A 21897-nucleotide genomic window follows, 5' to 3' on the forward strand; every position below is an offset into this window, starting at 1 on the left:
TGGGCAGCCTGTGAATCAGGGCATTCTACTTTTTTCATAAGCCCTGATTCTACTATATATTTGCAGATTACGATACGTATTTAGTGCTAGTACTCAGTGGGTCAAAACTTTTGAAATCTGATACTAGAGGAAAGAGGCTTACAGAGCGCCAGAAAGGGCTGCTCAAAAAGTACTCAGATTATGACGTGAGCAAGTATGTTGAGGGTATGCCTGATACAGCCCCTGTGTATTTATCATCAAGGATGGAGGAGGGGACAAGGTATGATGGCTTCCAGGTGCTGATAACCAATGACCTTAGCCTTAGCAGTGCCATGGTGCTTGCCCTTTACGAGTCCTGTCCACAGGTTGATACCTCAATTCAGGACGTAAAGCAGCACACTGAAGGCTGTACAACAGATCCTGAGACTGACAGTGAGCTGCAGAGCCGGATCTTCTTGCAGTACCTTGCCGCTATCCTCAGATCTGCAATGAGCAATGACATTGCTGATGTCAGAGCCAGAGTTGATGTGAAATACGGTGATATGCTTCGCTCAACCAGAGATTTTCTTGACAGTCTGGACAGCATTGTTGTCGATCAGTACTCTGCCGGTATCGTTTGTAATCCTGTACCAGACAGTCAAGCAAAGCTGCTTAAGAAGCTGGGCGTACCACTGCCAAAATCAATGCTCTGACTGATCTGACGGCGAGGAGGCATACCTGCATCAGGCAGGCCCCGGATGCCCCAGGCACCATGGGGCACCAGCCAAATGTGCCCAGCAAAGCTAAGCCAGCAAAGGAGCCCGGCAAAGGGGCCCGGGCAAAGGAGCCCCTGGCAGCCCATATCTTTCATGGTACATATCAAAGCCACTCCAGGGGCCATGGTGTACACAAAAAGGCCATAGAACATGTGATCTATGGCCTTTTTCGCTTTTACAGGGCTGTACTGGACCAAATCATTTGACCGGTGATTGTTCAGGTAAGAATAAGGAGGGAGGGGATTTTAAGTGAAAAAAAAAAAAAAAAGCCCCTACTTACTTGAGTATGGGCTTTTTTGGTGGCAAGGGATGCTGTGCTGTGCATGCCCCGGCCTGATTTGGTTGTTGATTTTTGTGAGAAGCCCATGGTCTTACGCCTTGCTGCCGGGCCGCTCGGAAACTGGAGTTTTGAGGAATTACTTGTCCCAGTGAAAGGGACAAGACCTAAAACAATACATCACTAACAACAGACAATGTCTATGATTAACATATCTAGTTGCTTTTAGTGGTGTTATTGTGGGGGTTGAATGTTAAATCCATGTTAAGTCAGAGTTAACATTACGTGAGACTGAAATTATTGTGAGAAAAGCGCATATACAGGCCATTTGTGTGCAGCGGGTAGTGACAGGCATAAAAGCGTAAGCGACCATTTTCTTAACAATTGTGAACATGTTCTTAACAAAACTCTGTTGAAAAGTTCACATTGATGAGCATAGCTGCTTAAATCGGACCATTGTCCTGGCATGGTCAGGCACTGACAGATAAGCTGCAGCTATGAGGCGTGTCTGACATGGGACTTATGCTGGAGGATGGATTACATCGAGAGCACTGACCTGATACTCCTGCAACTGCAAGCAAAAAGCTTTATAAATCTAAAAGGTTATAAATACTTTTTATAACGTTTTGTAATGAAAGATCTTAATTGCAATGTATTACACAAACGTTGTTGCTTTAGAAAGTGAAATGATGGGTCTTTGGTACAATGCGTTGTATTATATTTTGTAAAGAATATATGTGTTAATTGCTATGGGAAAGCAGGGCTGGAGACAAAAATGTCCGTACAGCCTGATGCAGCTGAACGGACATTAATTTTGATGTTGAATGGTGTATAAGCACACTGCTGTGCATGACTGCCAGTCCGACTGTTGCGCATGAGTGCCAGCCTGACTGCTATTCATGACTGCCAGCCTGACTGTTGCGCATGAGTGCCAGCCTGATTGCCAGCTGACGGCCATCCAGTCAGCGTACGGGCTGGCTGGTGGTCAATCGGTCAGACGGAAGAGAATTGGCAGGCGCAGGGTAAAGTTGTGGCTGACCTTTGGGAAAGATGCGCTGGCACGGACAATGGTCTGCACGGCAGCTTCATCAAGCTCACGCGAGCCTGTTGAACGCAGCAGTCGCAGACGCTCCAGCTGGCCGGAACTTGTCCAGGTAAACTGTACAATGGCTGCTCCTTCTTCACGCATCATGCGGGCACGGCGCGGATAGAGCAGATTGCTGTCGATAGCCTGCTTAATCTTTAATAGAACCGGGTGATTGTCACGGCCAAACACCATTACCTTACCGGCCTGAGGGGATCCGCCTTTACGTCCGCCTGATGCCTGGTGAGGATGGGCAGCGCTGTGGTCACGACGCTCAGCTTTATGCTCACGCTCTTTGCGCTGCGGACGTGCCCTCATATCTTGATGGCGCTCTTTAGGCTCCGGTTTTACTTTGTGTTCAGGCCTGATCTTGCGCTCACGTTCCTTTTTAACTGGCGGTGCTGCATGCGGCTCTTCGGTGAGCTTTTTGACCTCTGGCTCTGGCTTTGTCTCTGGCTCAGGATCCTTAACAGGTTCTGGTTCCGGCTCTGGTTGCTGCGGTGCTGGTGGTGCCATGTTAGGGATATTGGCCTGAGCATGGTCTCCAAACTGGTCAAGGGCAATCACGGCAGTGGATCCGCCCAGCTCAAGAGGCTTTTCCTCAGCACGGCTGGTAAGGGCAAAAACGGTGACAGCGGCTATTGCCAGGTAAATACTGCTGGCCCACATAAAGGCTCGACCATTGTAGTGGTCACGACGCACAGCAACTGCCGGGCAGTTGCCAGCCAGTCTGGTTGGGCAGCGACACTGACCCTGACCGCAATGAGGGCAGGCAGGGTTGTTCTTAAAGCAGCTCAAATCATTGCTGTATGTGACCGCATGGCCTGTTCCGGCACTTTCATCAGCCCGGATGTGGTGACCAGCTTGGCTTGCATGGCTGGACAGCTCTGCGTTGTTTACGGGCCTGATAATGCTTTGCAGATGAGGTTGGCCCCCGGCATTTGAGCTGTGGCTGGAGGCATCAGTGGCGCTGGCGTCAGACAGGGGCTGGTGATCAGCCTTTTTTGAGGGTGGCAATGGAGAAGTTCTCATGCTGATGCTCTTTGAGCAGATCGATGATGGAAATAAATACAGCAAACTGGCTCTTTTCATCGAGGCGCAGCTGGATGTGCTCGTTCCGTGGCAGCTGACCTATGGCTGCAGCCAGTGATTTAAGGTCGTGCTCCTTGCCCTCAAGGTACATTAATCCCTGGGCATCAACCTCAAGCATTATTGATTTGGGCTGCTCAATCTTGCTGGTGGAGCTTGATGAAGGCAGGCGTACTTCGATTTTGCCCTGAGCAATAAATGACGAAATCGACAACACAATGCACAAGAGCACCAGCATGATGTCGATAAAGGGCACGATATTCAGGCCCGAGCGTTCTGGAAGCTTGTTCATGCATCTCTCCCTCAGGCTGCGTTACGGACAGTGGCTGCTCCTGCAGCGGCTGCAGCTGGTGCAGCTGCTCCGCCAGTGCCCGGTGCGACGCCCGGGGCAGACTGGCTGCTCTGCAGGTGGACCTTAAACTGGGAGCTGACAACGGCAATGCGGCGGTTGAGAGCGTTATAGGCAATCAGAGAGGGAATCGCCACAACCAGACCAAGGGCAGTGGCATAAAGGGCCAGAGACAGTCCGGTCATAATCTGGCTTGCGTCTATGGAGGCTGAGCGGCCCATGTCGTAGAAGGTAATCATAATGCCCACCACGGTGCCGAGCAGGCCTACATAGGGAGCATTGGAGTAAACGATATAGATTGTGGTCAGATTGTTGGTCAGAGCGGTATCAAATTCGTCCTGAGTGGCCCACGCATCAAGGTTCTTTGCTGCACGGCGTAAAAAGATCAGGCGCTCAATGGTAAAGAGCAGGGCCAGAAAAGCCATCAGTCCCAGAATGACAATGATGGCAATATCGATGGTTTCTTTCAGGAGTTCCATAGTTGTTTCTCATAACAGGGCAGCAGCTGCAGTGCTCTGTAATCTGCAGCTGCTGCCACTAAAGTGCTTGCAGACTTCATCCCCTTCGCTAAGTGCTTGCAGGCTTTATCCTCGGCACTAAGATCTTGCAGACTTTGTCATCCGCCAACAGGCGCTTTGCTGGCTTCAGGCTGTCAGACCGGAGCCACAGGCTGTCAGCCCGGTGCCACAGGCATGGCAGTGCCATGCTTTGCCAGGCACAGGGTCCTTGTTAGAAGTCGTAGGTGAAGTTGACGTAGACGCTGCGGCCTTCGATGTAGTCACGGTAGTAGGTGTTATAGCTGTTGGTGCCTTTTGAGCCCTTTACTACGTCAAACTCGTCGTAGGCATCAAAGTCCAGCAGGTTGTTGATGGTGACATTGAGGCGGGCCTCAGGGCTGAACTTGTAGTAGCCGCCCATATCGAAGATTACGTAGTTCTTGTAGTAATCAAAGCTGGCTCCGGAGCGGGTTGAGATGTAAGGAGTGCGGAACTTGCCTGTACCCTTGAGGAACAGACCGTAGTTCTCCTTATCCCATGACAGTCTGGCCATAGCGGCATGAGCTGGAATGGCGTTGACTGCCTTACCGGCACTGTCACCATCACGGTACTCGTGATTTGTCCAGGTATAGGAGCCCTCAAGACGCAGGTCATAGAAGCGGGCTGTGCTGAAGAGCACTTCAATACCTTTTGAGCGGGTCTTGCCACGGTTGGCTGACAGGGTGCAGCGTGAGTTGCTTACTGACTGATCGTAAGGATTACAAATAACGCCATTTGGCATGGACTCACCAATGGCATAGTCATAGCTGGCCAGCTTGTCATTAAAGTCGGTTAAGAAGCCGGTCAGAGTAAGGGAGCCGATCTTTGGCAGTTCATACATGACAGAGAGCTCATAATTTACTGAGGTCTCAGGCTTAAGGTCAGGGCTGCCGTACATAGGGTGGGCACCAAAGTTGTCCTGCTGATAGACGCCGTCAACCAGCTGCTTGACATTAGGGGTCTTGTAACCGGCTGCAATACCGCCCTTAAAGGTCAGATTGCTGGTGGCCTTATAGACAAGATATCCACGTGGGGTGATGTGGGAGCCGAAAATATCGGAGTAGTTGTAGCGGGCACCAAGGGTGGCAATCCAGTCGTCACTGAGGAAGTACTCACCTTCCATGTAGAGAGCAAAGGTATTGTGGTCAAGGGTATGGCCGGTAATATCGTCTTTGTAAGGGCTGGTTGCTGAGGCATTGCTGTCGTCGCGGAACTCATCACGCCAGAACTGAAAGCCTGAGGTCAGGTTGAGAGCCTGGCCGTTGCTAAAAGCAAAAGGAGTAACTGCCTTGCTCTCAAAAATCAGGGAGCGGCTGAAGAAGTCATAACCCACATCATCACGGGTGTGGTTGTAGTACTGCAGATAGCTGTTTACATCACCAAAATCGTACTTGCCATCATAGTTGAGGGTAATCTGATCCTTGCGGTACCTGTTGAGTACGGCAATGCCTTTTGATGAGGTCGACATGGCTCCGGCCTTCATGTAGTACTGTTCGCCATCGACAGACAGGTCATGACCTTTGACCGGGCTGTAGACAATACGTGCACCGTAGTTGTACAGATCAAAGTCATTGGCTGAGTGACTTAAGTACTTGTCCTCAGGAGTTTTGAGGCTGGTGTGATCCTTTTCGTAGTAGCGGCCACGCAGTTGCATGGACAGACGGTCATTGACCAGAGGAATGTTAACATTGCCATTAAGACCGGCAGCATTACCAAAGCCTGGATGTTCCTGCATTAAGGTCTCAAAACCAACGGAACCGCTGAGGTTCTCAGGGTGTGATTTGGTAATAATGTTGACCACGCCACCTACGGCATCAGAGCCATAGAGTGTGGAGGCCGGACCTCGGATAACCTCAATGCGCTCAATCATGGAAGCTGGTGGGGTATAGCCAAAGTTAGGGTCAAAACCGTTTTTGATAAAGGCTGAGGAGGAGTTCTGACGCTTGCCGTCAATGAGAAAAGCAGTGTAGTCAGAGCCAAAGCCACGAATCATGACATTGGAGTTACCAGTCTTGGACTTGGAAATTTCGATACCAGGCAGACCTGCAACCATGTCACCAATATCGCGGGCAGCAATGGAGCGTACCTCATCACCGGTCACAATGGACATGGAGGCTGGGGCCTCACGCAGGTCCTGAGCAAAGCCTGAAGCAGAAACAACGGTACGGCCGAGGTCATAAACAGTGTCATCACCGCCGCCAGTGCCGGCATCACTGGCACCGGCACCTGCACCGGCTGCAGGGGCCGATGCCATGGCTGCCTTAATCATGGCCTCATCACCAGCGCTGCTGCCGGCAGCTTCATCGTCATAGGTGGCATTAAGAGCAGCCTGCAGGGCGGCGTCATCATCTGCTGCAGCTGCAACTGCCATGGAAGGAGCGGCAATTACACCGGCAGAGAGCAACAGCAGAGCTCGTGACAGGGAGGAAAGTTTAATTTTGTGCTGGGCCATAGTATTTCTCGAAATTTAAACTGCTGTTAAGCACAGCCCGCTACGGACGCTAACATTGCCGATGTCGGGACTGCAATGGTGCAGGGATAAGCACCTGACTCATATGAACCGGCATAATGTCTTGCTACCACCCACGCGCTGCAGCTGATGCTGCCGCAGCATGAGCTGCTGCGACCACAGCGGATGGGCATGGGCTGCTTCAAGTGCCCATAACCTGGGGATAGACAGGTTCAGGGCGCCTTGTGGGGCAAGCTTTTATGGTCCGGCTGGCTTCATGGCATACATTGAGGCTGCATGTTCTGCAGGCGGCCGGAACTTGTGGTCAATAATGCGTATATACAGGTCTGCACCGGCAACAGCCTCTCCGCAAAGACAGTAATACGGGGAGAGCTGGGCATAAACAGCTCAGTTCGGGGGCACTGTGCCGTATGAGGTGCAGCTGCAGGGACGATCATATGAGTCTGCTAACAGCAGAACAGGGGATGCTGCTGTGACTGCCTGCAGGACTTAAGTTAGCCCAGGGGGATTAAGGTTAGTCACAGACAACTGTAAAGGCAAAAAAAATGGGCTTACAGAGCCCTGCCCATCAGTCATGAACTGAGCAGACAGCTGGCGCTGTTTCTGCTTCAGTTCATTGACCAAAGGCATGTTTAGCCAGTCAGGCAAATAAGGTATACAGGCTTACAGGTCAGCTCAGGGAGTGCGTGAAAAGCATCATATGGGCAAAATGCAGGTGATAAACCTGACCCGTACGCAAGGCAACCATTAACTCTTCCTAAAACAGTCAGTAAAGCATTCCTGCTGCAGGAAGACTGGAGAGTCAGCATGTCTGGCCTGTTGCTGCTTAAGTATTACTGGCATTATGTCAGGGGATTACGCTTGCGTATTACCTGTTGATGTTCAGAGCCTGCTCCATGTCCCTGATCATAAGGTCAGTGGCAGTAAGTCCGCCTTCAGCAAGGTACCAGACAGTAGAGTTCAGGTAGTAGATATGATCTTCCTGAGCGGCTCTGGTTTTGGCAGTGATTTCATTGTTCATGACATCACGGGCCAGTTTGGCGCCAGGGCGACCAATAGCGCTGTCACGATCGAGGATGAAGACATATTCAGGATTGAGCTTGAGCAGCAGCTCAAATGAGGCCTCATTGCCGTGTGTAGCTTCTATGTCTTTGGCAAGATTGTTAAAGCCAAGGTCACGGCCAATAAAGGAGCAGCGGCCGGTATCACCCAGAGTCTTGAACTGGGTGGCATTGACCAGACCGACAACGGCGGTCTTGCCATTGACCTGCTTTTTAATGTTTTCAACACGCTCTTTAAAACCGTTTATGATTTCATCTGCCTGACCATCTTTGGAGAAAATGGCTGCAACAGTGCTGGCATTGCGCTCAACACTCTCAAGCAGAGGGCGAGTGTAATCAACAGAGAGGAATACTACAGGGGCAATCTCGGAGAGCTTGTCATACTGAGCAGCAAGGCGGCCACCGATGAATATTACTTCAGGCTCCAGAGCCATCAGAGCTTCAAAGTCCACTTCCTTGACGGTACCGGTATTAACCATACCTTTGTGACCCTGGAAGTGCTTTATGTACTCAGGGATGGTGCCCTTAAGCGGCATGCCTTTTACGGCATCATCAGCCTCCAGGCGGTCAATGATATCCAGGACCGCATAGTCGATAACAGCTACGCGCTCAGGATTGACCGGCACTTCAACAGTGCTTTCGGAGCGGTCACCCTTGTAGGTAAATACGCTTACGGTATCATCTGCCCATGCACTGGAAACAGATCCGGTGAACATGACAGCGGCAGCTGTGGCCATAATGGCCTTCTTGAGTGGGGAAAAGAGCAGGTGCCTTGCAGGCATAACTATCTCCAAAAGATTTCAACAAAACAAAACAAAGAAAAAAAGCAACTAAAGTAATTTGGCAATCATCTACCGACGCAGCCGGTATCACTGATAAGTCCAGCCTCGCCAGCACTTCCAGCGTCGCTGATACGGCCAGCATTACAGACATGGTCATTACCTCTGACACTGACAGCATTACAGACATGGTCATTACCTCTGACACTGCCATGGCAGTAACACAGCCGCAGCTTCATGGCGGATCATGCAGGCGACAATACTTGCCCCAGCGGTGAAATTGAGAACCTGGCAGGTGGGCATTGCCAGGACCACAGTAATCGGCTGCATGGGGATGCATAAGGATTACGGCCTGATTCCCAGTCTGAACCCAGGAGTGAGCAAGCTATGTCAGGCCGTTACTTATGATGAAGAAACCCGGTTATCAAGGGGGCACAGTTACTTTTCATGAACGTGGCAGCCAGCGGGCATGCAGTCATGCTCTGAGCCGGGCTGCAGCTGAGGCTGAGGCTGCGACTGCGTCTGCATTAGAGCGCGGCGGCGGCGCTGCCGGGCCTTTGTTCATGAAAATGAGTGAGCTGGGAAACATCCCGGCAGGTCTGTGCGGCCGGGATATCACGTACAGTTGCCGCATGAGGCGGCTCTTTGCTCTAAAAGTACAGGGCCAGAGGTTTGTCTTTGAGCCTGGTGACAGTAAAGTCCACGGCATAGACCTCTTTTAAAAAGTCGGGCTGCATGATGTCATCAACCTTGCCAAAACCGGCCAGAGAGCCGTTTTTGAAGGCGCAGATATAGTCTGAGTAAAAGGAGGCATAGTTGAGCTCATGGAGAACCATAATCACCGTCTTGCCCAGCTCATCGCACAGACGGCGTACTGTGGCCATCAGGCGGGTTGCATGGTAAATATCAAGATTATTGGTAGGCTCATCAAGCAGCACGTATTCAGTATCCTGAGCCAGCACCATGGCAATCAGGGCGCGCTGGCGCTGACCGCCTGAAAGTTCATCAAGAAATCGTCCGGCAAATTCGTTGAGCTCCATAAAGTCCATAGCCTGATCAACCAGTTTTTCATCATCGGCTGTAAGCCGACCTTGAGACCAGGGGAAGCGGCCAAATGAAATGAGCTCCCTGACTGTAAGTTTTGACTGGATATTGTTGTGCTGAGTGAGAATGGCCATGAAACGGGCCAGCTCAGAGCGCTGCCACTTGCGGACATCACGTCCTTTGAATATCACCTCACCTGAGTCAATGCTCGACAGGCGGGCAATCATGTTAAGAACGGTAGACTTGCCCGCACCATTGGGGCCAATAAGTGAGATGACGCTCTTTTCGGGCAGAGTAAGATTCACATCTGTGACAACCTGATTACCGTCATAACTCTTGGAAAGTCCCTTAATCTCAAGCATGGCTGCTCCCTGGCAGTAAATAAACAGTTTTGTAGAGAACTGGTACGCAACACCTGCTGCGCAGTTTCAGCTGCCCTTGTGGCAGTCATACTCAGCTGCGGAAGTTAAGTGCATGAGCTTCAGCTGCAGCTGTTAAGTGCAGGAGCTTCAGCTACGGAAGTTAAGAGCTGGAGCTTCAGCTGCAGCTGTTGTCTGCGGCCTTAGATGCTGCGTCTCGTGGCGCGCAGTACCAGGTAGAGGAAGTAGATGCCGCCGCCGGTGGTGATAAATACAGATACTGGAATGCTGTAGACAAAGACGCGCTCAATCAGAGCCTGACCGGCAATTAAAATGGCCAGGGTAACCAGTATGGTTCCGGTAATCAGAATGTTATGTCTGAAAGTAGGGAACATCTGACGGGCCAAATTGGTTGTAATCAGCCCCATAAAGGAAACAGGACCTACCAGAGCTGTTGCAATGGCAATCATCAGGGTTACATAAAGCAGCAGCCAGCGCAGCGTGCCTTCGTAATCGACTCCCAGTGAAATGGCGTTGGAGCGGCCAAGGGTAATGACATTGAGCAGTTTCAGCCTGCGATAGAAAATGGCTGTCAGCACCACCATAAGTACGCCTGACATGAGCAGAACATCTGCGTTGACACTGGTAAAAGAAGCTACCAGCGTTACGAGCAGTGCGTCATAGTCATTAGGGTCCATGGAGCGCACCATAGTGGTCTGAATCGAGGTAAAGAAAGTGGTCATTACCGTGCCAATGAGCAGCACGTACAGCACGTTGTAGCGGGTTTTTACAAAGAGCCAGTTATACAGAACCACGGCTACTGAGCCCATCAGGATCAGGTCAGCTGCAAAGGCCAGATTCTTACTGGTAATGACAAAAGAGCCCATGCCAAAGAGAAAGACCATCAGAGTGTGAAGCACCAGATAAAGGGCATTCATGCCCAGCAGGCACGGAGTAACAATGTAGTTGTTAATCAGGCTCTGGAAAATCAGCGAAGCTCCACCAATGCAAATGGCGGCCAGCACCATGGCAGTAAGTTTTGGTATGCGAATGGACATGGCATACTCAAAAAACTTCATATTAATGGAGGTAAAAAGATAGGCGCAGCATGCTGACAGCACCACAACAGTAAGCAGCACCAGACGCACTTTAAGCGAACGCTCACGGGCCGCTGCAACCAGCTCATCAGCTTTGCAGCCAGAGGAGCCAACGGTCTTGGAGGCTGCGCCATGGGGACCTCCCCTGGCAGGGCCATGGGAGTCGCCCCTGGCAGGCCCATGGGCTCTGCACTGGGGATCCCTCTGGGCATCGCCCGAAGCTGAGAGGAACTCAGACATGAATGCTCTCCTGGATTGCAATTAACTGTGAAAACTAATGTCGCATTGACCATGGCATGACCGCCAGGCTGCAGCGCCATGCCGTACCGTATTGCAGCAGCGGGATGCCGTACCGTCTGGCCCAAAGCATTGCTGCAGGCAATGAAAGCTCTGTTCTTTTGCGGCGTATGCAATTGGTCGGGCAGGCTATGCAGGGGCGCTCAGTACTGTTACTGTGCTTGAGACCTTGTGCTGTCTGCATTACTCTGATGGGAGCTGTCAGGCTGATGTAAGCCACATAATGGGCGGGCATGCCCGGCTTTTTCGTTTCACCGGCCTTACTTTTCGTGATTTGCTCTATCTCATCTGCAAATGCCGGAAGCTGCAGGAATGATTGTTTCGAACTTTCAGGCCTGTGCCCTTGCTCAGATGCTCTGTTAAGAGCGGCATGAGGTGGCGCCTTCATGGCGACCATTGCATTGTGAGACCTGATTGTCCGATGCAGTGGCTCGGGCGCTGCCGCCCTGTATGGCGCCGATTGGGACTGAACAGGAGCCGCATGAGGATGACTGCTGGGCAGTTCCAAAAAGGGCGCGCACGCGCTGCCAGCGGGATGATGGTCCGCGTGATCCGTTAACACGGTACAAAATCAGGCCAATGAAGATTATGGAGCCAAGGCAGCCTGATATGAGTTCACCTGGCAGCTCATAAGGAGCGATGATCACACGTCCTGTCAGGTCACATACCAGGACAAAGAGTGCACCGGCAAGGGCAGTATCAACAATGGTGTTGCGCAGATTATCTCCCTTATACATGGTCACAAGATTGGGAACAATCAGACCAATGTAGGAGATGGTGCCTACTACCACTACAACTGAAGCGGTGATCATGGCTGCCAGAGACAGGCCGGTGAATAAAAAGAGGCTGTAGTTGACGCCCAGGTTTTTGGAAAAGTTGCGGCCCATGCCCACGATATTGAAATAGCGGGCAAAGAAACAGGCCAGCAGCATCACCGGCAGCACCAGATAGACAATTTCATAGTGACCACGAATTACAGTGGAGAAATGGCCTACCAGAAAAGAGGCCAGTGCCTGGTTCATGTCGTATTGAAATGCCAGAAATGAGGTAACACCGGAAATGATATTGCCAAACATGATGCCCACCAGAGGAATCAGTATCATGTCTTTGAGCTGAACACGCTGTACAAAAGATATGAAGATCCATGTTCCAAGCATGGCAAAAGCAAAGGCAAACATGGCGCGCTCTACCAGAGTGGATGCTGGCATGAAGAGCATGGCAATGAGAATTCCCAGCTGAGCAGACTGAATTGTTGCTGCTGTTGACGGCGATACAAACTTGTTGGCACAGAGGTTTTGCATGATAAGACCGGCAACAGCAAGGCCGGAGCCTGCCATAAGAATTGCCATCAGGCGTGGCAGACGGGATATAAGCAGCAGCTCAAAGTTCTCGTTGAGGCTAAGGACATCATTCAGGCTGATGTTAATCACTCCGGTAAAGAGCGAGGCAGTACCCAGCAGAACAAGCGATACAGCCAGGATTACGGTCAGCCTGTTGTTATTCCAGAAAGCCTGCATTTTAAAATCACTCCTGGCAAAGCCACATTTGAGTTTTGCTGATATTCAATCAAGCCCAGCCCCAGCCCAGCCCCAATACCGGTGCGGGCCAGCTCTCTCCGGCCCACGCACTTCTATTGCCAGATTCACGCAACACACAAAGTAAAGAAACGCCTCTGAAGCACAAACGCCAGCAGAGTACTGTGGGATGCATGATCCTGACAGCCATGAGCAGCCTGTAACCAGGTAAAACGGCCACACATGACTAAGGGTTGTAGGGAGCAAACGCAGGACGCAATCATGGTACGCAGGCATGAGACGCGGTCTTGGGATGCAATCATGATACGCAGCCATGGGACACAAACAGCTCGGCCTGCAATCATGATACGCAGCCATGGGACACAAACAGCTCGGCCTGCTTGCTGCGCACGGCAAAATTGCCATAGTCATTGTCTGCTGTTCGTATCAGGACACAGGTCAGGGCATAAGTTATCGAGGGCTGTTTGACTTTCAGCTGGTCCTGCAGGGTCGCAAATCAGGGATTACAGTTTTAATCACATCACACACGCAGTTATCCACCGGCTCTTATCTGAGGTCCATGGTGCCATAAATGCTATTTAGCCATACATAAGACTGTATGATGGCCTGTCAGGTCATGAGCATAAGTAATCAATTTCTGGCTGGCTGCAGCATGACCGACATGTTTGAGGACTGACCGTTATGGCCTTTCTATGAATAATAATTCTGGTGCCTAAGCATGCTCCGTAAGATACAGTGACCGAGCTGTACAGAATCATCAGTCAGCCCATGGTTATAATTGAGCTCATCTTGTTAATTAAGCATGTTTTGCCATGTGTCTGTCTATGACTTACAGTCATTGAATGGCTGAAAATATACGCTGCAAAATACTTTGTACCGTATTTATCAGGACGGTGACAGATGTATATTGAGCAGCAGCCAAAAGCCATTATGTAATGACGGGAGCATGTCTTCGCCGATGAGGTGTTCTGGTCCGGCTTACTGTAAAGTGCATGCTGTTACCCGTGTTATTGATCGTGTATGTGCCAGCAGCAGCGCCAGCTGCACAGAGCTTAAAAGATACATGGACAGGCTCTGCTGTCCATGTACGCGGCAGCCCTGGATGGGCAGGTGGCTGCAGCATGGGATAAACATATTTGTTCAGACTGACTTGCATTATGAGTGCATGCATGAGCGCATACGCTATGGGATGCATGCACTAATCTGTGTGCTCTTTGACTGCCTGAACTGAGTCTCCGTCAGTCTCACATCACAGACATTTTCGCAGTGACAGTCGTCGTGCCTCACACTGCATCAGGCGACTGGTTTACTCACCACTTATTGGACTGTGGCTAAACAAAAGTTGAGCGAAATGGGGAGGGTGGCTAAAAAATTACCAGGCAGTAAAGATATCAGTCTGAACTGGATTATTGTCCTGTACATACTGCACTATCTGAGAGTAAATGCGATAAATGCAGCATTTACAGGACGTTTAAGGCAGGTTAGTTGTAAATAACTAATGATGTAATATGCTTACCAATGTTACCTATAACTAACGAACGATGTGTAGTATACAAAAGTGAAAATCAAAAGAAAACTGGTTGAAGCGAAAATATTTTATCGGTGACAAAATCAGACAAAAAGGCCATGTATATCGCATTCAATTAGTAAGCTGGGTTAAAAAATGACCAGTGATGCAGACAAATCCTGGTCACTTTATAGATGCTGAAGCGGGCAGTCGGGGGTTAAGTAGCAAAAAGGGAATTAATTTCACTCTACATTGAACATTTGTTGAGCGAAGCTTATGCAAAGCGACGAACAGAGCTTTTTATGGCAGAAGGTTTGAAGGCAGTGCAGTGATGCTTTGAAAGGCAGGACAGCTAATGGCAGAGAGCAGCACATGGCATAGGACAGCGAATGGCAGAGCGCAGCGAGTGGCGGGACAGCGGAGCGGCGATGGCAGGACAGCCATTTGGCAGTACCATCGTGTAGTACTGGCAGTATGCTGTGTATACGGTAAGGTTAAGGGCAGATACAGGCTAAGATCAGGATTGACGCTGGGAGCTGGGACAAAAATGACCGAATCAAAAGACAGTTTTATGCCTGCAGTAGCAGCTCAGCCTGAATAAGGTTGTGACTGCCAAAGATTAAAAAAGCCACGGGGTGAGCCGTGGCTTTGAAGTGAATTTATCGATTTTGTTGTTCGTTTGTATGTTGGGAAGTCAGTGTATATTTTCTGTCAGTAATGCTCTGTAAATTGTTATGTAAAGGATTTCTGGTAATGAAAAGCGCAGAAAAGCAGGGCTGACTGATCAGCCAGGCAAGATAATAAAAAGTCAGGAAAACTGGGCAGATAGTGTGGGACAGGACGGACAGTAGCTTTATGTACTGTATCTGTCCAGGAATTCTGTATAAACGAAGATCAGACTAAGGGGCTGCTACTACCTGTAATGGTCTTTACAGGTCGTGCCTGGTCAGGTGTTGCTTTCATCAGATGCTCAGGCTGGTACTGAATAAAAAGCCTCAAGTTGCTAACTCATTACCTGGATGGGGCTTTGATGAATAACTTCTCTGCAGCTGACTCCCTGAGATGCAGTCCACATTGCTGCATGGGTGGTGGTCATAGCTTAGGAGCAGTAAGTTTAAGCATGTGATACGCATTGGCCAGTCAAACTTGGATCCCAGATTTGGTATCTGGCAGAAAAGGCTAAGTTTTTAGAAAGCGCCCCGTAACTAACACAGATTGTACAGGGCGCGATGCCTTAACTGCGTTTAATTGTGCATTATATTGAGTCGTCTAACTGTGAGCTGTGACACATTTTTCTTTGTTATTGTTCATAACTGGTATCCAAATCTCAAAAAGTACCAGAATTTCCATGAAATATCCTGGAATACTCAGGATATACATAGCAAAGCTGTCAAAAGACCCGGTCTCTGTCTTTTGCAGTCTAATTAACAAAGCTGATATATATCGGTCCTGTAAACATATTCACGCTGAGCGATATCAAGGCGATCATAAATGGTGCGGTTAAATGCTGCAATAAGGATCGTCGTTCACTGATTGTATCAAGGTAACCATAGATCACATATTTATCAGTGTTACAGGCAAGCTAAGTTGGATCCTGAAACAGGCAAAAAACTGCCATTGACCGTCATTTTGGCTGTTTCACAGCAGATAAGGCATTTTTGGAGCTCAAAACAGTACCAAAAGGTACATTTTTTTTGTGACAGATCACATTTAATGAGCTGAGCTGAGCCGACCTCACTCTGACAGGCCGGTTTACTTCACTAACAGTCTTGAAGGCCGTCCCGTTCCGGACAGCGTAGCGGGTTATGCAATGAGTATTCAGGTCGGCAAATCATCGGGCTGCTATCTGCCAGTACCGTGCAGTGTCACACAGGAGCAGCGCCATTGCCTGGTATGTCCTTGCTGGTAGTAGCTGCATGGAACTGGTGCCTGAGCATGGGCTTAGACATCGTGACAGGGAGCAGCAAAGGCTCTTGCAGTGCTTTCTGAAGACCAGGGGCTGAACATGCTGTGACCGACATCGACCTGCCTTTACGCAATCAGTCAGGAAAGAGAAATGAATGAACAGGTAGACAGCAGGTGACTGTGACTGGAAGTAGAGTGGTACAGGCATGAGCCTGTTGGCTGGTGACTGGTTTGATGACTGGTCTGGTGCTCATTATTGAGCTGATGAGATGTGGCAGATCTGCCAGAAAGAAAGGAGGGGAGGTCTTAGCTGGGCCTGTTTGCCAGATTTCAGGCGAAAAAAAAGAACCTCGAGGGTTCTTAAGTGGAGGCGCGTTCCAGAGTCGAACTGGACTAGACGAATTTGCAATCCGCTGCATAACCGCTTTGCTAACGCGCCTCAGTGATGCTCAGTGCATCTGAAGTGACGCTCATTATAAGGATATATCTGTGAGTGTCAACACCTTTTTGCTCACAATTCCCGCAGCTGGGCCGTTTGAGCGCTCTTTTGCCCCTGTATTAGCCCTTTAATGCCATGAAGGCTGTCGGTCAGAAGTGCCAGTGCTGGCCATTGGTCATGAGATCAGATCTTCCTGGTTCTGGCATCAGTGGGCAGCTCATCGTAGAGCGTCCCATGGCAGGTCTCAAAGGTACTACCCTTGCCGGGAATAAGGCGCGTACTGGGAATTGCCAGGTCAAAGACAAAGCTGTATTCATGGTCCGTACAGAGGCTGACCAGGGGATGGCAGGGTATGGTCAGAACAGCGCTAAGGAAGTGCCCGCAGGCAGATCCGGGAATAATTGGGCATATTTCCAGGGAGCATGTCCGGGTATGGTCCGGGCACGGAATAAGTGGAATGCAGGGCAGGGCTGGGCAGGGTAAGGTAAGGTAAGTGCCGAAAATGAAGGCAATTGTGATGAGTTCGAGAAGCTTGAGAAAAGGTGGTCGCCGGGACTGGCTTATTTTGCAGGGAATAAAGTATGACGCTATGGGAAATGGAGCCTGATAAAAGGTGCTGGGCAGCAAGTTCCAGGTAGCAAGTGCCGGGAGGTGGGGCGTTGCCTGTTTGAGGTGGGAGTAAAATATACAGGCGAAAAAAAAAGAACCTCAAGGGTTCTTAGTGGAGGCGCGTTCCAGAGTCGAACTGGACTAGACGAATTTGCAATCCGCTGCATAACCGCTTTGCTAACGCGCCATCAGGCATCTTGGGTTGAGTGCTCAACTCAAGTGACGCTCATTATATAGAAATTAAATCAGCTGTCAACAGCAATTTAACAAAAACCTGCCCGCGTGGAAACTGTCGCCAGAGCGCCCTGTGTAGCCCTTGGCATGTTCGCAAGTTATGCTCTCCACTCTGGGGCATGGCCAGGAAGTGCCAGGTCATTGCATAAATAGGGGCGACTGTGGCTCGATGCAGGGAGTCAGGCATTGCGGCTGCAGGATGGCTTTTGAGCTGCGCCTGTCAGGGGCTGACCCTGCCCGGCTTACCTGGCTCAGTTACCTGGCCTTGCCTTGCAATAATGCAGGGAGGGCAGGACGGGGCTGCGATTATGTTGCGCACCATGTTCCAATAAAGTGTCAGGCATGGCATTATCTGATCTGTTCAGGTTATTATCTCAGTGGCATTGGTGCTGGCAGCTGTCCGGTGCAGAGATGTCGCTTGAGTATTGTCGGCCTGCTGCTGGCAGGGACCGGCCATCAGGCAGCTGCCTCCACATGGGGATTGCCGCTGCCCGGTACTGCGGCCATGGTGGCTGTCCTGTGAGGACTGCCGCTATGGGGACTGCCGCCCTGGGGCGGGGCTGTTGTTTTGTTTTCACCACTTACATTTGCAGGAGGACGCGATTTCTCTTCAGCTTTGCCTGTCTGGCTGAGAGGCTGCTCGCGTAATATTGATGAACAATATTCAGGAAATCGAAAGTCGCGCCTTTACTGTCAGCGATTACGTGTCCCGTACCAATGACTTCTTCAAGCGTCTGGGATCTGTTCTGGTCAAGGGTGAAATTTCACAGCTGAGCGTACGCAATCATATGTACTTCTCCATTAAGGATGAGAATGCATGTGTTGACTGCCTGATGTATGCCAATCGCAAGGCACGCCTGAATTTCGAGCCGGTCATTGGTCAGCAGGTACTGATTTTCGGTGAGAACTCTGTCTATCCAAAAAACGGTGCCCTTAAGATTATCGTGGATGAAATGGCCCTTGCCGGTCGCGGCCAGATAATGGAGCAGCTGCGCCAGCTGGACCAGCGTCTTGAGCGTGAGGGTGTTTATGCCAATCAGCGCCCACTGCCACGAATCATGGCCCGTGTTGCCGTGGTCACCTCGGTAGACGGCCGCGTCAAGGACGACATCGCCACCAATGTCATGCGCCGTAATCCTATGGTGGAGCTTATCTTCTTTGATACCAAGGTACAGGGACCTGATGCTCCTGAATCCATACTCATGGCCCTGCATACGGCCTATACCAATGCCCGCCGTCTTGGTATTGATGTCATCATTATTGGCCGTGGTGGTGGTTCTTTTGAGGATCTGCTGTGCTTTTCTGATGAAAGAGTAGTGCGCATGGTGGCACTGTCACCTGTGCCCATTATTTCAGCTGTAGGTCATGATGAAGACCGTCCTCTGTGTGATCGCTCTGCCGACCTGCGCGTAAGTACCCCAACTGCAGCTGCTGAAACAGTTACTCCTGTACTCTATGAGGATATCCGCAGGTGGATAAACTCAACCATGGAGAGTATGGACAATATCATCCTGCGCATGATTGACGATCGCACTGCGTCCTTCTCCCGTTCCCTGCACCTGCTTAATGGCAACAATCTCAGTGAACGTATTGAGAGCAGGCGCACCATGCTCAGAATGCTGGCAAGGGAGATGAAGCTCCATCTGGGCAACACCTTTACCCGCTACCGTGAGCGCATTGACTTTCTGAGCATGGAGCTTGAAAAGCACGGTGTTCAGGAAAGACTGGAGCGCTATAACACCAGGCTCAACTCAGCCCTGATGGCCCTTGAGTCCGTGCCTCAGTACGTGCTGCGCCGCAATGAACAGATTGCTCATTTCATCAGAATTATTGATGCCCGTAACCCTCAGGAGCGCATTAATGCCTGCAACAATGCTCTGGTAAATCGTCTGCTGCCTGACATGGACCGCCTGATGGGAGCTCTTATGGAGCGCCTCATGAGCCGTATTGTGCGCTGTGAGCAGATTATGGAGACTTTCATCAGAGGCATGGAGCAGCGCATTGAGCGCCATCAGATTGATCTCAATGCCCGCTGGATTCCAGAAATGCAGCGCGCTCTGCAGGGGCGCACCGAGCTGCTCGAGCGTCGCCTTGTTCACGCTGAGTATCAGCTGGAGCTGGGCCCGCAGTTTACCTCTGATCTGCCGTCTTATTTTGCCAGCCGCCTTACCGCCAATGCGGCTGAGCGTATTAACCGTGCCGTTGAGAAACTGTCCTCTATCGAGGACATAGTCTATGAGCGCGAAGACAAACTTGATGCCTTTGAGCGCGCTCTGAGCTCCTTCTATGATGAAAAGGTCAGTGTTGAGCTCAACGCCAGTCGCGAGCAGCTGGCCGGTCTGATAAGCCGCCTGCAGGCCCTCAACCCTCTATATCAGCTCGAGCGTGGGCTGTCCATTACCACCAAAGACGGCTCCCACAGCGTCAAACCTGAGGACATCGAAGTGGGCGACCGCCTGGTAACCATTATGAATGGCTGCCACGTCTACTCCACCGTAACCTTTATCGAGCCAAAAGAGCTCTTCCCGGCCATCGACTTTGACGACAATCTCTGACCACCAGCAGCCCTGCAGCCCGGGGCATACCACCCCTGACCTTGCCCGGGCTGCTGCCCGGTGACGTGCACTGAGCCCTGCACATGTCCGGGCCCATGGCCCTGCCTCAGCCCGTTGCCATGCTACGGCCCACTGTCATGTCTCAGGCCATGTCCATGGCCACTCACAGCTCCCGGCCTCTGATCCATGCACGGGGCCTGAGCAATGAGCATGTGCTCATGAGCTCGCAGCTTTCCAGGGGGCCAGATGACCGCCGCATCTGATACTGCAGGTCTGTATGTTTATTCCAGTTTTAAGGCAACAGCCATTGTGGAAAGGGCGTACAGACCTGCATTTGTTTTTCTGGCAGCATGACGGGCCCGGCTGTCAAGACGTATGACCGAAGTGAGCTCAACGCTATGAGCAGTCAAGACAGTGCCAGTTCGGCTGTCTTACGCCGTGACGTATGCGCAAAGCAGCTTAGGCTCCTGTCTGATATTTAATTTGACTGAACGCTCCAGTTCCATGGGTCTGCATGCTATTGATGCCATGACGGGCAAATCAATTTTTGATATCTGTCAGAGCATCAGTGTGCAGCCTGCCACTCACTTTTCTGATACGAGCAGTGCGCTGATATGGGCAGTTTGTTGATACGAGCAATGCGCTGATACGGGCAGGGTGCTGTGCTGTAAATGCTTTGTAAAACAACTAATGCACGCAAAAGTGATGGATCAGCTGTCACGCGAGGCCGTAGGGGCCGACATGCCGCCAGGATGCTTTTTAACAGACGTAGTGTGTGCTCAGCCCCTGCCCCGGCCTGTATTCAGCTGATTGGGCGGGCCGGCAGCACACAGCCAGGTCCTGAAGCAGCTGCACCAGAGAGCAGTCATCATGGCAGTTACCGGCAGAGCGGCGCAGACACTGAGCTCAGCTATAACAGCGATGCTGCGCCTGATGTGCGCTGTTCCTGCTGGGGGATTGAGAGCAGCGCTGGTCACGGCGCTGCAGATGCCTAAGGTCACAGGTCCGCTGCCGGCCTTGCCTGTTAAGCAAGGGACTTTGAGGATAACAGTCTTAAGCAAGTAATTGCTGTACAAAACGGTATGGTTAGCATACTGCAAAGAGCAGGGCGTTACGTGGCAGGCTCATCATGTGGAGTTTCAGCCGGCCGCCTGGGCCGGGTTTGAGGCTGACTATGATGGTGATTCTGGTGGTGCTGTTGAGGGGGTCGCCGTGTGGGGTACGCCGGTGCCGGCGCCGGTACTGGGAATGTGACCTTGCGGCTTGTCCTCTGGTATTTGTGGCTCTGAGACCATGGTGATGAGCAGCAGTGTTATCCGGTGTGGTGGCAGGGCGTCAGGCATGACCGTGCTGATGTTATGGAGCTTGTGGTGGCCGGGGATGTTCTACTGATAAGGCAGGCACGCCTGTAGCTGATGATGACAGTATGGCCTGACCTCTGGTCAAATCATGTCACTTCAATTGGGCTGTGAGTGAAAGCTATATTTGTGCACGGTTCTGGTTACCCGGAAATGTCCTTGCGGGTATACGGAGTGGATTGAGCAGCAGCTGCCGTTTACCTTGCCCTCTCTCAACCTTCACCTCGAGCGCTTGAGAGCAGCTGTACGGCGCGCAGTGCATTGCTCAGCCATGCCTTTCTGGACAGCAAACAACCTGAAAAGTATGGCTGCTCTCCAGAATTATTCTGAGCGCCGCCCTGCAGGCAGCAGGTTTTAAGGAGCTGGCGCAGTGCGAACAGCGCCTGGGCTTGTTTCGCAGATGAACTGTGAGCAGCTAAGACGGCCTGAGGACTTTCGTGAGGGCGAGGAGTGCTCTAAGCGGGGCTGTGATTTTGGGGAGCTCCTGGGCCGGGAGTGGTTCTGGCGGGCAGGAAGAGACAGGCGGACGTGTGGACTGGACGGGAGCCTGGGCGATTTCTGGCTGGCAGGGGAGATTAA

At 51.1% G+C, this 21897-nt stretch carries 10 protein-coding genes and 2 tRNA genes; 2 read left to right on the plus strand and 10 right to left on the minus strand.

All coding sequences use genetic code 11. The annotated features are described in order from the left end of the window. Positions 1-185: 185 nt before the first annotated feature. Positions 186-671 carry a hypothetical protein gene (locus MXE39_RS11265; RefSeq protein ID WP_246978770.1) on the plus strand — a complete coding sequence of 162 codons (486 nt, stop codon included), beginning with the start codon at positions 186-188 and terminating at the stop codon, positions 669-671. 1325 nt (positions 672-1996) lie between these two features. Here the strand turns inward: MXE39_RS11265 and MXE39_RS11270 are convergent. The 10 genes from MXE39_RS11270 to MXE39_RS11315 form a co-directional block, all read right to left on the minus strand. Next, positions 1997-2893 carry an energy transducer TonB gene (locus tag MXE39_RS11270; protein WP_246978771.1) on the minus strand — a complete coding sequence of 299 codons (897 nt, stop codon included), beginning with the start codon at positions 2891-2893 and terminating at the stop codon, positions 1997-1999. A 196-nt stretch (positions 2894-3089) separates the two neighbouring features. After that, positions 3090-3476, minus strand: coding sequence for a TonB system transport protein ExbD (exbD, locus tag MXE39_RS11275; RefSeq protein WP_246978772.1), 387 nt, complete (start codon positions 3474-3476; stop codon positions 3090-3092). Positions 3477-3487: 11 nt separating this feature from the next. Then, the gene (exbB, locus tag MXE39_RS11280; protein ID WP_246978773.1) at positions 3488-4012 is read right to left on the minus strand and encodes a TonB-system energizer ExbB; all 525 of its coding nucleotides are present in this window, start codon (positions 4010-4012) and stop codon (positions 3488-3490) included. Between the two features lie 250 nt (positions 4013-4262). Continuing rightward, on the minus strand, positions 4263-6521 hold the full coding sequence (locus tag MXE39_RS11285) for a TonB-dependent receptor (RefSeq protein WP_246978774.1): 2259 nt from the start codon (positions 6519-6521) through the stop codon (positions 4263-4265). Positions 6522-7407: 886 nt separating this feature from the next. Further along, positions 7408-8382: an ABC transporter substrate-binding protein gene (locus MXE39_RS11290; protein ID WP_247074141.1), complete on the minus strand. Its 975-nt coding sequence runs from the start codon at positions 8380-8382 to the stop codon at positions 7408-7410. Positions 8383-9029: 647 nt separating this feature from the next. Continuing rightward, a complete protein-coding gene (locus MXE39_RS11295) occupies positions 9030-9785 on the minus strand; it encodes an ATP-binding cassette domain-containing protein (protein WP_246978776.1) in 756 nt (251 codons plus the stop codon). 200 nt (positions 9786-9985) lie between these two features. After that, entirely contained in the window at positions 9986-11119 is a 1134-nt protein-coding gene (locus MXE39_RS11300; RefSeq protein WP_246978777.1) for an iron chelate uptake ABC transporter family permease subunit, read from the minus strand. A 416-nt stretch (positions 11120-11535) separates the two neighbouring features. Further along, positions 11536-12693, minus strand: coding sequence for an iron chelate uptake ABC transporter family permease subunit (locus MXE39_RS11305; protein ID WP_246978778.1), 1158 nt, complete (start codon positions 12691-12693; stop codon positions 11536-11538). Between the two features lie 3795 nt (positions 12694-16488). Then, positions 16489-16562 (minus strand) — tRNA-Cys (locus MXE39_RS11310). 722 nt (positions 16563-17284) lie between these two features. Beyond that, positions 17285-17358 (minus strand) — tRNA-Cys (locus MXE39_RS11315). A 700-nt stretch (positions 17359-18058) separates the two neighbouring features. On the opposite strand from MXE39_RS11315, the gene xseA reads away from it, so the two are divergent. Continuing rightward, positions 18059-19960: an exodeoxyribonuclease VII large subunit gene (xseA, locus tag MXE39_RS11320; protein WP_246978779.1), complete on the plus strand. Its 1902-nt coding sequence runs from the start codon at positions 18059-18061 to the stop codon at positions 19958-19960. Positions 19961-21897: the final 1937 nt, after the last annotated feature.

The organism is Anaerobiospirillum sp. NML120511 (assembly GCF_023050955.1).
Taxonomy (GTDB): domain Bacteria; phylum Pseudomonadota; class Gammaproteobacteria; order Enterobacterales; family Succinivibrionaceae; genus Anaerobiospirillum.